This window comes from Avibacterium paragallinarum (assembly GCF_900450705.1).
In the GTDB taxonomy this organism is placed as follows: Bacteria; Pseudomonadota; Gammaproteobacteria; order Enterobacterales; family Pasteurellaceae; genus Avibacterium; species Avibacterium paragallinarum.
The window spans coordinates 1,004,399-1,016,562 of record NZ_UGHK01000002.1 but is presented as its reverse complement, the minus strand read 5'-3'; the positions used below and the strand labels follow the sequence as shown (position 1 = coordinate 1,016,562).

The window sequence follows — 12,164 nt, the reverse complement described above, 5'->3', positions numbered from 1 at the left end:
AATGTTAGGCGATTTTCACTGCGTTAAATTGGCTCACAGGGCGAACAATCTGTTCACGTGCAGCCACAATTTGCAGTTCATAGTTATCCTGCTGTTGTGTTACCGTCATCACATCATTAACGGCATTGGCGGTATGCTCAAAGGCTTCCACATCGCTTTTGCCGTTGAGTAAATTTGCCATAAATAGCCCTGCGGTTAAATCGCCCACGCCCACAGGTTCTTTAGCAAATTGGTGTAGCGGACGGCTGATGTGCCAAATGCCTTGCTCATTGGCGAGGAGCATTTCAAACTGGCTCGGATCTTGCCCCACTTTGCTAAGATGTTTCACCAGCACTTTTTTCGGCCCTTTGGCTAAAATTGCTTTTACCGCTTCAATGGCTTGAGCAAAGTTTTCTACTGGTAAACCGCTCAGTTCACGCAGTTCCACCAAATTCGGTGCGATAATATCCGCTTTCGCCATAGCAAGGTTGATGAGGTTTTCTTTCACGCCATCAGCCACGATGCAGCCTTTGTCAGGGTGTCCCATCACGGGATCACATAAATAAACTGCGTTAGGGTTGCGAGATTTCACTTTTTGCACAGCGTGGATAATTTCTTCCACTTGCTCCGCTGAGCCAATGTAACCCGAAATTACCGCGTCGCATTTGTGTAATTGACCAATATTATCAATGCCTTGCACGATTTCCCCAATTTGTTCTGGTGGCATTACCATTCCCGTCCACTGCCCATATTGGGTATGGTTGGAAAATTGCACCGTGTTTAACGCCCAAACATCAATGCCGAGTAATTGCATTGGAAAAGTGGCAGATTTATTTCCTGCATAACCATAGACAACGTGAGATTGAATTGAAAGTAAACATTTCATTTAAGAATGCTCCTTAATCAGTTGGTACATAATTTCTAATACTACATTATATTTTGGCTATTTGTTGAGTAAAATCTATGGAGAGTAGCCAAAGTGGCTACAATGATCTTTACAGCTTATAGAAAACAAATTTGTAAAGTCAAAACTTTTATTATTTAATCAAGCCAAGTAACTAATTCTTTTAATGATTTTCTTGATTTGGGTTTAATATTTTTGGCTCGATATCCAAAGGTCACAATTACCGATACTCCCCACTCATTAGGATCAAAAGCCGCTGAGTCGGCTAAAATTTGGTTAACAGCATCATAATTAAATCCTTCAATTGGGCAGCTATCAATACCAATGAGTGCCGCCCCTGTCATCATATTTGCTAAAGCAATGTAAGTTTGTTTGCTGCACCAATCAAATAATGTACGTTCATTTTCGAGTATTTTCATATCATCTTGTTGGAACGTGCGATATTTCTCTTTAGCTTTAGTAATTTGTTCTGAACTTAAGCCTCGCTTTAGTAGTATGTTATGAAAATAATCTGAATCATAGCGAGCATTTTTCTTTGCTAAAATTGCTACAATATAGCTTGCATCATCAAGTTGCGTAGCCATTCCCCAACTTACGGGTTTTAATTTTTCATGCAATTCTGCATTGAATTACGATAAAATGCCAAGGCTCAGATCCAACCGAACTTGGTGATAAACGTGCAAGTTCGAGAATATAATCAAAGTCTTCACGGGACACTTTTTTATTCGGGTCGTAGAAGCGTGTTGCGGCACGAAAATGAAATTTTTCTAATACTTGTTCTTTACTGATGAAATCCATTCTTAGTCCACCCAATAATGTTAAAATACCCTTATTATAGCAATATATAGAATAAACATAGAAAGGCTATATTTACCTAATTTGATCGCGGCTAAATAAAAAAGTTACTCACTTTTGATGAGTAACTTTCTTTTTTTAACTTAAAAATGTAGATTATTCAACGACTAATGTGCGACAAGTATTTGTTCCACCAGAAGTTAATAAATCTCCTTGTGTTAATAATACAAGATCACCAGTTACTAAGTAACCTTTATCTTTCAATAATTGAATTGCTGATTTTAATCCTTCAATGGTACGACTTTCTTGATCGAAATGTACTGGTATAACACCACGATATAAAGCACAAAGATTTAAGGTTTCTTGATGACGAGATAATGCAAAAATAGGTAATCCAGAACTAATACGAGACATTAGTTTGGCGGTATGTCCGCTATTTGTCATTGCAATAATTGCAGCGACCCCTTTCATATGATTAGCTGCAAACATCGCAGACATTGCGACAGCTTCTTCTATTGTGTCGAATGTACGGTCTACGCGATGGCGTGAAACATTTACGCTAGGCATTTTTTCGGCACCTAGGCATACTTTTGCCATTGCTGCTACCGTTTCAGAAGGATATTGACCAGCTGCAGTTTCTGCTGAAAGCATTACCGCATCTGTGCCATCTAATACTGCATTAGCAACATCCATTACTTCAGCACGGGTTGGCATTGGATTGCTAATCATTGATTCCATCATTTGCGTTGCTGTGATGACTACACGATTTAACTGGCGAGAACGACGAATCAATTTTTTCTGTACGCCTACTAATTCAGGATCACCAATTTCAACCCCTAAGTCACCACGCGCCACCATAATAACATCAGAAGCAAGAATAATATCGTCCATTGCTTCATCCGTCGCGACGGCCTCAGCACGTTCAACTTTAGCGACTATTTTGGCTTTTAATCCCGCATCTTCAGCAAGTTTACGTGCATAATGTAAGTCTTCGCCAGAACGAGGGAAAGAAACTGCTAAGTAATCTACGCCAATTCGTGCCGCAGTGATAATGTCCGCTTTATCTTTTTCAGTTAAAGCATCAGCAGATAAGCCTCCACCTAGTTTATTAATCCCTTTATTATTTGAAAGTGGACCACCAACGGTAACTTCTGTGAATACTTTTGCACCTTCAGTAGATAAAACTTTTAACTGAACTCGACCGTCATCTAATAATAAAATATCGCCTGGAACAACATCTTGAGGCAAAGTTTTATAATCTAAACCTACTGATTCTTGGGTACCTTCACCTTTTGGTAATTCGGCGTCTAAAACAAATTTCTCACCAACATTTAAGAAAATTTTGCCATCTTTAAAGGTGGAAACACGAATTTTAGGACCTTGCAAATCTCCAAGAATGGCTACAGTTTTACCTAATTTTTGTGCAATTTCACGTACACGTTGAGCTCGACCAATATGATCTTCAGGGGTTCCGTGAGAGAAATTCATTCTTACTACATTTGCACCTGCTGCAATAATTTTTTCTAAATTATTACCACGATCAGTTGAAGGTCCCATAGTACATACGATTTTTGTTCGTCTAAGTCTTCTAGACATTATTTATCTCCATTATTCATAATATTCAATTAAAAAATTGCCCCACATTATATGCTTAAAATAGAAGAAAATCGAGATCGTTGATGATAAAAAATAAAACGCTATGGTTAATTTTATAGCGATTACTAGGCAAGTTTTATAAACTCTATTGTATTAGTTAATGGAATTAGATATACTCACAGGAAATAATACATGCGACTATAGCTCAGTTGGTTAGAGCACCACCTTGACATGGTGGGGGTCACTGGTTCGAGTCCAGCTAGTCGCACCAAACAGCCTATCTGAGCCTTTCGAAACCTCTCGGAAGGCTTTTTTAATGCCCGAAATATTAAGGTGTTAGCCTATTTTACCCCTTGCAACTCATCATAATTAACTGCCTATAACCAAAGATTTTAGTAACAAGAGCCTACATTTTAACTTCTCACAATGTTGCGATTAGAAGAAGGGAAATCTTTACACCACTGATCACTAATACTAATTTTTAATAAAAATAATCCAATCTTGCCGGTTTTTATCTGTCAAAGTTAAAAAAATGATACTTGGATCACAAATTTAGTTAAAATATTTTAACTTTTGTTTGAGTAAGTAGTAAACTATTTTTAACTAATGGAGGGGATATGTCAGTAGAGTTATCAAAGAAACTTTCAGTAGGGGATCAAAAAATTTTAGCATCGTATTTTCCTTTGGCAGATCTATTAGCCAGTTTATTGGGGGATTTTGCGGAGATTGTCATTCACGAACTGAGTGAGTTAAGCTGTTCGGTGGTTAAAATTGTGAATGGGTTTCATACTGAACGTAAGGTAGGCTCACCTATAACAGACAAGGCATTAAAAATTTTAAAGGCCTATCAGGCTAACCCAACACATATTGAGCAGAGCTATTTTTCCACAGCCGCTAATGGCAGTGTAATGAAATCAACCACCCATATTATCATTGGTGAACAAGGGCAGCCGATCGGTTTGATTTGTATTAATCTGAATTTATCTTTTCCTTTTCATTCTATTTTGCAATCTTTTCAATTACCTACAGGAAACCTCGTTAATAATGAGGTTTTCGGGGCTGATGTTGAGCATTTGGTTGAGCAATCGTTACAAAAAGCAAGAATGCAACTTGAGCAACATCATAATGTTACGGCGAAAAATAAAACGAAATTATTAATTTCATTATTAAATGAAAGCGGTATTTTTGAGCTAAAAGAGGCAATTAATGTTACCGCAGAGAAATTAGGGATTACAAAACACGCAGTGTATAAACATTTGCGTGAATTAAAATCAAATTAATGTTTAAAACATCAAGGAGAAATACTATGGGTACGCCACTTTCTAAACAAGAAATGAAACAAGCGATGAAATTTGATTCCACCGATTTCGGTTGGGTGATTATGAGTATTGGTATGGCGATTGGGGCAGGGATTGTGTTTTTACCTGTACAAGTTGGATTAATGGGAATGTGGGTGTTTTTGCTTTCCTCCATTATTGGTTATCCCGCGATGTATTTATTCCAACGGCTTTTTATTAATACCTTGGCAGAATCGCCAAAATGCCAAGACTATCCCAGTGTGATCTCGGGCTATTTGGGTAAAAACTGGGGTGTGTTATTAGGGTTGCTTTATTTTGTGATGTTGATTATTTGGATGTTCGTTTATTCCACTGCCATCACCAATGACAGTGCCTCTTATTTGCAGACTTTTGGCGTTACAGATGAACTGCTATCCAAAAATCCATTTTACGGTTTAGTGATTATTTGTTTTTTAGTGGCGATTGCTTCACGCGGTGAGCAATTATTATTTAAATTGTCGAGTTTTATGGTGCTAACTAAACTTTTCGTGGTGATTGCACTAGGTTTTTCAATGATCGGTATGTGGCACTTGGCAAATATCGGAGCCTTGCCTGAAACAGGGCTGTTAATTAAAAATGCCATTATTACCTTGCCTTTTACGCTTACTTCAATTTTATTTATTCAAACACTCAGTCCAATGGTGATTTCATACCGTTCCAGAGAACAAGATCCTGAAATTGCCCGTCGTAAAGCGTTGCGTGCGATGAATATTGCGTTTTTGGTTTTATTTACCTCTGTGTTTTTCTATGCCGTTTCTTTTACTCTCGTAATGGGGAAAGAAGAAGCACTCAAAGCTTATGAACAAAATATTTCTGCATTAGCCATTGTGGCTCAATTTTTTCCTGGCTCCTGGGCAACTTATGTGGGAATGATTTTAAATATTTTTGCTGTAATGACCGCCTTTTTTGGCGTATATCTTGGTTTCCACGAAGCAACACAAGGTATTGTATTGTATTGAATATGCTACAGCGTTTTATGCCTGCTGAAAAAATTAATCATAAATGGGTTGCGAAAGGCATTATGTTGGCGGCGATTTTACTTGCTTGGGGAGCGATTGTATTGAATGCTCCAGTATTGAGTTTCACCTCAATCTGTAGCCCGATTTTTGGTTTAGTGGGTTGTCTTATTCCAGCTTATTTAGTGTATAAAGTACCAATGTTGCATAAATATAAAGGAATAGGGCTTTACATCATTATTATTACTGGTATTTTATTGTGCCTTTCACCATTCTTAGCATTAATGTAGGAGCTTACGATGAACGAAAATTTACGAAATTTTGAAACCGCACTAATTGATATTGTTCAACAAGATGTGGTTCCTGCTTTAGGCTGTACAGAACCGATTTCGTTGGCGTTAGCTTCAGCAACTGCCGCTCATTATTTAGGGCTATATCCCGAAAAAATTGTTGCAAAAGTTTCACCTAATCTAATGAAAAATGGTTTAGGCGTTGCTGTACCGAGAACCGGAATGGTTGGGTTACCCATAGCCGCAGCAGTGGGTGCACTAGGTGGTGATGCCTCAGCGGGTTTAGAAGTGTTGAAGAAAATTACCCCAGAACAGGTTGAACAAGCCAAACAGCTACTTCAGCAACATAAAGTAAAAGTAAGCATTAAGCAGACCGACCAAATTCTGTATGCAGAATCCACGATTTATGCGGGTGAAGATTGGGTGAGAGTGGTTATTCAAGGGCAACATACGAATATTATTCTGATTGAAAAAAATGGCGATGTGTTGTTTAAAGCGGAAGAAAGCCAAGCACAGCAGATCGATCCTTATGCAATGTTTAACCAATTAAAAGCCAAAGATATTTTTGATTTTGCTACACAAATTGAATTAGAAAAGATCAAATTTATCCAGCAAGCGGAAAAACTTAATGCGGCATTATCAGCGGAAGGGCTTCGTAACGATTACGGCTTACATATTGGACGCACGCTACAAAAACATATTGGCGATGGCTTAATGTCAGATGACTTGCTTTCCCGCATAATGATTAACACCACCGCCGCGTCCGATGCCAGAATGGGCGGAGCAACACTTCCCGCGATGAGTAATTCAGGATCTGGAAATCAGGGGATTACAGCGACAATGCCTGTGGTTGTGGTTGCCGATCACATTCAAGCTGATGAAGAGAAACGAATTAGAGCATTATTTTTATCGCATCTAATGGCGATTTTTATTCATAGCAAATTACCGAAACTTTCTGCCCTTTGTGCCGTAACAACGGCAGCGATGGGAAGTTGTGCGGGGATTTCTTACCTACTCACCAATAAATTTGATACGGCAGCAATGGCAATCAGCAGTATGATTGGTGATATTAGTGGAATGATTTGTGATGGTGCAGCGAATAGCTGTGCGATGAAAGTTTCAACCAGTGTGACTTCAGCCTATAAATCCGTGCTGATGGCAATGAACCAAACCGGTGTTACAGGAAATGAAGGCATAGTGGATCACTGTGTGGATCAAAGTATTGATAATTTATGTGCGATCGCTTGTAAAAGTATGCAACATACTGATGTACAAATTATTGAAATAATGGCGAGTAAGCCACAAGATTAAGTAAGCATTTTTCATTGCTTAGCCAGGATAAAAGTGCGGTGTTTTTTTGATCTGCACCCCAAAAGTTAGACTAAACAACCAACTGATTAAGGTGCAGATTTTTTATGACTAAATATACTCAACGTTTCAAACAACAAGTGCTCGACTTTTATCATCAAAATGGAAAAAACCGTTCGCTTACTCGCCAGTATTTTCAGCTTCCCCAAAGCACGTTAGCACGTTGGATTGCGAAATTTAATCATAATGGAATCAATGGATTAGCTGTGTTAGGTAAAAAACGATATTATTCTGTTGAGTTTAAATTAAAGGTTATTCAAGCTATCAAAAAAGGCCAGTGCTCCGCTGAAGCCGCCTGCTTTCGCTTTGATATCCCCAGTTCAGGGATAATTAGTCAATGGTTGCAACGCTTTGAAAAACAAGGTATAGATGGGTTATTACTCAAACCTAAAGGTCGTCCAAGTATGAAACTCAACTCACCTAAAATGCCACCAACGCCCAAAACAGAAGAAGAACGCTTGCGTTACCGAATTTTGGAATTAGAAGCGGAGAATGCAATGCTAAAAAAGTTGCAGGAACTCAACCAACAAAAAATGCAGAAAAAGCCGTCATCGTAAATGCCTTACGCTCGCGTTTCCCGTTGGAATTGTTACTCAGGCTAATCGGATTGGCACGCAGTTCGTTCTTTTATCATCTCAAGCCAAAGTCGGATAAAAATGTAGCGATTTCACAGAAAATAGAGGAAATTTATCGCAAAAATGACGAAAATTATGGTTATCGTCGAATTACCTTGGAATTAAGGAAATACTTGATTATCAACCACAAAAGGGGGCAAGCGATAATGCAACGTTTGGGGTTAAAAGGAAAAAGTAAGCAGAAAAAATATCGTTCTTACCAAGGCAAAGTGGGACACATTGCCGATAATCTGTTGCAACGGGATTTTACGGCAACGATGCCGAATGAGAAGTGGGTAACGGATATCACCGAGTTCAAATGTGCGGAAGGCAAAGTGTATTTATCGCCGATTAAAGACTTGTTTAATAACGAAATTATTGCTTATGATGTGGCGAGAAGTCCGAGTTTTGAGCAGATAACCAGAATGCTGACCCAGGCGGTGAACCGATTAGCGGGGGAAAAACCGATACTGCATTCCGACCAAGGATGGCAGTATCAAATGATGGGTTATCGGGAGATATTGAAAAAACACGGTATTACGCAAAGTATGTCGAGAAAAGGCAATTGCCTTGATAATGGTGCGATGGAAAGCTTTTTCGGGCGATTGAAGACGGAATGTTACTTTGGCAAGCGGTTTGAAACCTTTGAACAGCTTGAAAAAGTGATTCACGAGTACATTCATTACTACAACAATGAGCGTATTCAAGTGAAGCTCAAAGGACTAAGCCCTGTGGAATACAGAACTCAGTCCTTGAATGAAATTAGAATATAGTCTAACTTTTTGGGGGCAGATCATTTAACGCCTTTCTCATTCAGCTCTCGATATTTATCACAGCCCTCTTGGCTACCCGCATCACAGGCTTCGCCAAAATAGACTTTCGCTTTAGACTGATCGCTTTCCTTTTCGCCTAGCAAGATCAAGATTTTTGGCTCTTTACTCGCCACCATTTCCTCTTCTAACTGCTCAATTTTATCTTGAACAAGCGGATCATCAATTTTATCTTTCATTCCTACAATATAAATTTTTAAATCCGATAAGGTAGCAATATCCTCTTCCTGTGCGATTTCTGGAATTTCAGCCAACAACGCTACCGCTTTATCCTCATTTTTTGCTGTGCCACTTCCTCCACTAACATTAAGGCGGTGAGCTTATCATCCTCTTCTAGTGCGTTTACTGCCAATAACATCTGACTACCTTTATCCCCAAGCTGATAGGCTTGTTTCAGAAATTCGATATATTTTTGTTGGTTGTCGTGTTTTCGTGCTTCAATAAGGGCTAACTGGCGATAAGCCATTGCAAAATGCTGTTCTGCTGCTTTTTTAAACCACGTTTCTGCTAGTGCTTTTTTATCTTTACTATCGTAATAAACCCCTAATTGATATTGTGCTGCAGCGTTGCCTTTTTCCGCCAGCAATCGTAAACGCTCATGGGGAACTTGTTCAAGGGCTTTCCAAGCTTCTTCATCGTCATAATCTCGCACTAGTTGTACATTTTTTTCTAACTGGCGAATTTCCCGTTGTTCAGGAGTGAATTGTGTATAGTAAACGCCCCCACTGATGACCGCAGAAATAAAAAGTGCGGTGAAAATTTTTGTTGTATTTTTCATTATTCTTCCTTTTCGCTAAACCAATACCATAACAGCCCACTTATCACGCCCACGGGTAAGCACACATAAGTAATTTTCACTCCCACATAGGGTAAAAAGGCAATGCAAGCGGCTAAAATCGCAAACGCCAAAAACGCCATCTTGCCAAAGAATGAAGCTAATTTTGCTCGCATTTATTTTCCCTCATTTAACATACGATACACATCACACCCATTTTGCTCTCCATTCTCACAAGCTTTGCCCGCCCACATTTTGGCAAGATTATCATCTTGTTTAACGCCTTTCCCTAAGCGATACATTATCCCCAAATTATTTTGAGCCGATGCATCTCCCTGCTCTGCGGCTTTTTGATACCATTTCACCGCTTGGAAATCATCCTGTTTTACCCCTTGTCCATTTTTATACATCAAAGCCAAATTAAATTGAGCATCTGCATTTCCCTGCTCTGCCGCTTTTTGATACCATTTCACCGCTTGGAAATAATCCTGCTTTACCCCTTGTCCCTTACGATACATCAAAGCCAAATTAGATTGAGCACTTGCATTTCCCTGCTCTGCTAAAGGCTTCCATAATTGCAATGCGGTCGCAAAATTACCACGTTCCGCTGCCTCTAAGCCTTGTTGGAACTGTGTTTCTTGATCTGAAACCGCATATGCCATTTGCGAGGCACTCAATACAGAAAATGAAAAAAGAGCGGTGGTTAATAATGTTTTTGTGAATTTCATTGTGTTTCCTCTTAAAATAATTCTCTTAAAAAATAATAATACGAATGTTATTTCAATTTTAATGTAGCTAGTTTATTTACTAAAAAAGGTGAGTAAGGTAAAAAGTCTTTTACAACCTGTGCATGAGGATGTTTATATCTACAGTTAGTATTATCCGCAGAAAAAATACTAACTGTAGGTTTTATCTGAGAAGCTAACCCGCTGTACCAATTAGAGCTAGCACCGTGATGCATTACTTGTAACGCAAAAATATTGCTAATTCTGTCATTACCTAATACTTTCTGTAAATTAGCCCATTCAGTCGGATTAGATAAATAGCCGTCTCCAGTATAAAGAATTGCATTTTTAAAACGCCCCCATTTTTTACAAGTTATTTGATTAAAAACCACTGTATAAGGAGGCTGAATTTGATAATATTCTGCCGAACTAAATCCAAATGAATTTAATTCATTTACATAAACAAACAATGATATTTTATTTCTATTTCTTTTACCAAAAGTGCTATCATATAACTTAGTTAAATTTTGAATCATTGCCTTAGCATTATTGGAATTTTTTATAATAGTATCAATTTTAGGCTGAATATTTTGAAGAATATTTCCAGACAAATTCAATGTATTCAATGGTACATTATAAGGTACAAACTCAACATCGTTACACAACAAAGAATAATAGGGATCTAATAGTTTTATATGCTGAGCATTGCTATAGCTTTCATCTTGTTTAAAATCTTTTTTTATTTCTTTAAACCATAAATTATCATTATTTATCTCAGAAGTGGGAGAGGTAATTTTTTCGTATTTATTTTCTATCTCAGGTAATAATAAAAAAGTACATTCTTTCAAACTATCGCCATATTTTTTCTTTAAATAATTAACAGGATCAAGATAAAAAGAAAATAATTCATTTTCTTGGTTTATCCCTGAAAGATGAGCAACTAACAACCGCTTCCAAAGAGGATAATAAGGTAATAACCAATAACGAACTTTATAATTTCTCAATAACTCATCAATACCATTAATATGATCTCTATCAAAGTGAGAAATCATCATCAAATCAATGTATTCTTCTGGATAATCTTGCTTCATTGCCTGAATGGCATTACTAATAAATTTTTTTGCAGAGGATGTTCCACAATCATAGACCCAAATAAAATCATTGTTATCTCTTTTAATTTTTCCACTAGAAAACAAGCCTTGCCCAACGCCCCAAAAGGTGCAAATTAAACTACTCATCTTATTTCCCCTCATTTAACATACGATACGTATCACACCCTTTTGGATTTCCATTATCACAAGCTTTGCCCGTCCACATTTTGGCAAGATTTAAATCTTGTTTTACCCCACGTCCGTTGTCATACATAAACCCTAAATAAGATTGAGCTAGTGCATATCCCTGCTCTGCGGCTTTTTGATACCATTTAAACGCTTGGAAATACTCTTCTCTACTTGCATATGCGAAACCCAAAACACTCTGTGCCATCACATTTCCTTGAGCAGCTAGTGGTTGAGCCAAAGAAATAACCGTATCAAATTCTTCCCTTTCAAAAGCCTCCATAACTCGTTTTAATTGTTCTCCATCAGATAAAATAGCTTGCTCAACAAGCTCAGCATTATTGGTTTCTGCATACGCTATTTGCGTGGTGCTAAATACAGAAAGTGAAAAAAGAGCAGTGGTAAGTAATGTTTTTGTAAATTTCATTGTGTTTTCCTTATATAAAGCAATTAAACCAATGATTGAAACAATAAGGCAAAGAGAAGGCTTTCCACAAAGAAAAAGGCAGTGAGCATATTCCTTTCTCTCTGTTGTACATATTTCAATCGAAGTAACAAGATTTTTTCCTTTCGGCAAAGGGTTTTGTTCTCTCTGTAAAGAGAGAACAACAGGGAGTATACTCCCTTGAAATTGTTGAATATTTAGCCTAATTTTAAGAGAGGGAGATGATGAAAAATGGCTTAAAAAACCACCGCACTTTTAAGAGAAAATGCCTGT

General features: G+C 37.9%; 13 protein-coding genes, 1 tRNA gene and 1 pseudogene. 6 read left to right on the top strand and 9 right to left on the bottom strand.

Features of this window, described 5'->3' with window-relative positions; all coding sequences use genetic code 11:
- Positions 1–4: 4 nt before the first annotated feature.
- The 3 genes and pseudogenes from pdxY to pyk form a co-directional block, all read right to left on the bottom strand.
- Positions 5–865, bottom strand: coding sequence for a pyridoxal kinase PdxY (gene pdxY, locus DXZ23_RS09740; protein ID WP_017805857.1), 861 nt, complete (start codon positions 863–865; stop codon positions 5–7).
- Positions 866–1,020: 155 nt separating this feature from the next.
- A pseudogene (locus tag DXZ23_RS09735) lies at positions 1,021–1,681 on the bottom strand (NAD(P)H-dependent oxidoreductase).
- A gap of 153 nt (positions 1,682–1,834) precedes the next feature.
- Positions 1,835–3,274, bottom strand: coding sequence for a pyruvate kinase (gene pyk / locus DXZ23_RS09730; protein ID WP_081603121.1), 1,440 nt, complete (start codon positions 3,272–3,274; stop codon positions 1,835–1,837).
- Between the two features lie 194 nt (positions 3,275–3,468).
- Between pyk and DXZ23_RS09725 the strand changes: the two genes are divergently transcribed.
- The 6 genes from DXZ23_RS09725 (at position 3,469) to DXZ23_RS09705 (ending at position 8,612) form a co-directional block, all read left to right on the top strand.
- Positions 3,469–3,545 (top strand) — tRNA-Val (locus DXZ23_RS09725).
- Positions 3,546–3,891: 346 nt separating this feature from the next.
- Entirely contained in the window at positions 3,892–4,554 is a 663-nt protein-coding gene (locus DXZ23_RS09720) for a helix-turn-helix transcriptional regulator (RefSeq protein ID WP_017805855.1), read from the top strand.
- A 26-nt stretch (positions 4,555–4,580) separates the two neighbouring features.
- Positions 4,581–5,570, top strand: a complete 990-nt coding sequence (locus DXZ23_RS09715; RefSeq protein WP_021724054.1) for an SLC5/6 family protein — start codon at positions 4,581–4,583, stop codon at positions 5,568–5,570.
- Positions 5,567–5,857 carry an amino acid permease gene (locus DXZ23_RS15930; protein WP_238544409.1) on the top strand — a complete coding sequence of 97 codons (291 nt, stop codon included), beginning with the start codon at positions 5,567–5,569 and terminating at the stop codon, positions 5,855–5,857. The genes DXZ23_RS09715 and DXZ23_RS15930 overlap by 4 nt, the downstream gene beginning before the upstream one ends.
- A 9-nt stretch (positions 5,858–5,866) precedes the next feature.
- Complete coding sequence (locus DXZ23_RS09710) at positions 5,867–7,168, top strand: L-cysteine desulfidase family protein (RefSeq protein ID WP_021724056.1); 1,302 nt, start codon at positions 5,867–5,869, stop codon at positions 7,166–7,168.
- Positions 7,169–7,272: 104 nt separating this feature from the next.
- Positions 7,273–8,612 (top strand): IS3 family transposase gene (locus DXZ23_RS09705; RefSeq protein WP_114995503.1). Its coding sequence is split into 2 segments (ribosomal slippage): positions 7,273–7,723 and positions 7,723–8,612, totalling 1,341 coding nucleotides; the frame shifts between segments, so codons are not numbered across the junction.
- 20 nt (positions 8,613–8,632) lie between these two features.
- On the opposite strand, the gene DXZ23_RS09700 is transcribed toward DXZ23_RS09705, so the two are convergent.
- The 6 genes from DXZ23_RS09700 to DXZ23_RS09680 are packed head-to-tail and all read right to left on the bottom strand — an operon-like array spanning position 8,633 to position 11,873.
- Positions 8,633–8,923 (bottom strand): hypothetical protein, encoded by a 291-nt coding sequence (locus DXZ23_RS09700; RefSeq protein ID WP_152416088.1) that lies wholly within the window; start codon positions 8,921–8,923, stop codon positions 8,633–8,635.
- Between the two features lie 5 nt (positions 8,924–8,928).
- Positions 8,929–9,447: an SEL1-like repeat protein gene (locus DXZ23_RS09695; protein WP_017805852.1), complete on the bottom strand. Its 519-nt coding sequence runs from the start codon at positions 9,445–9,447 to the stop codon at positions 8,929–8,931.
- A complete protein-coding gene (locus DXZ23_RS15465) occupies positions 9,447–9,620 on the bottom strand; it encodes a hypothetical protein (protein WP_017805851.1) in 174 nt (57 codons plus the stop codon). Before DXZ23_RS15465 ends, DXZ23_RS09695 begins: the two co-directional genes overlap by 1 nt.
- A complete protein-coding gene (locus DXZ23_RS09690; protein WP_021724057.1) occupies positions 9,621–10,172 on the bottom strand; it encodes a tetratricopeptide repeat protein in 552 nt (183 codons plus the stop codon).
- Positions 10,173–10,219: 47 nt separating this feature from the next.
- Entirely contained in the window at positions 10,220–11,407 is a 1,188-nt protein-coding gene (locus DXZ23_RS09685; protein ID WP_017805849.1) for a ComEC/Rec2 family competence protein, read from the bottom strand.
- Position 11,408: 1 nt separating this feature from the next.
- Entirely contained in the window at positions 11,409–11,873 is a 465-nt protein-coding gene (locus DXZ23_RS09680; RefSeq protein ID WP_017805848.1) for a tetratricopeptide repeat protein, read from the bottom strand.
- Positions 11,874–12,164 lie beyond the last annotated feature (291 nt).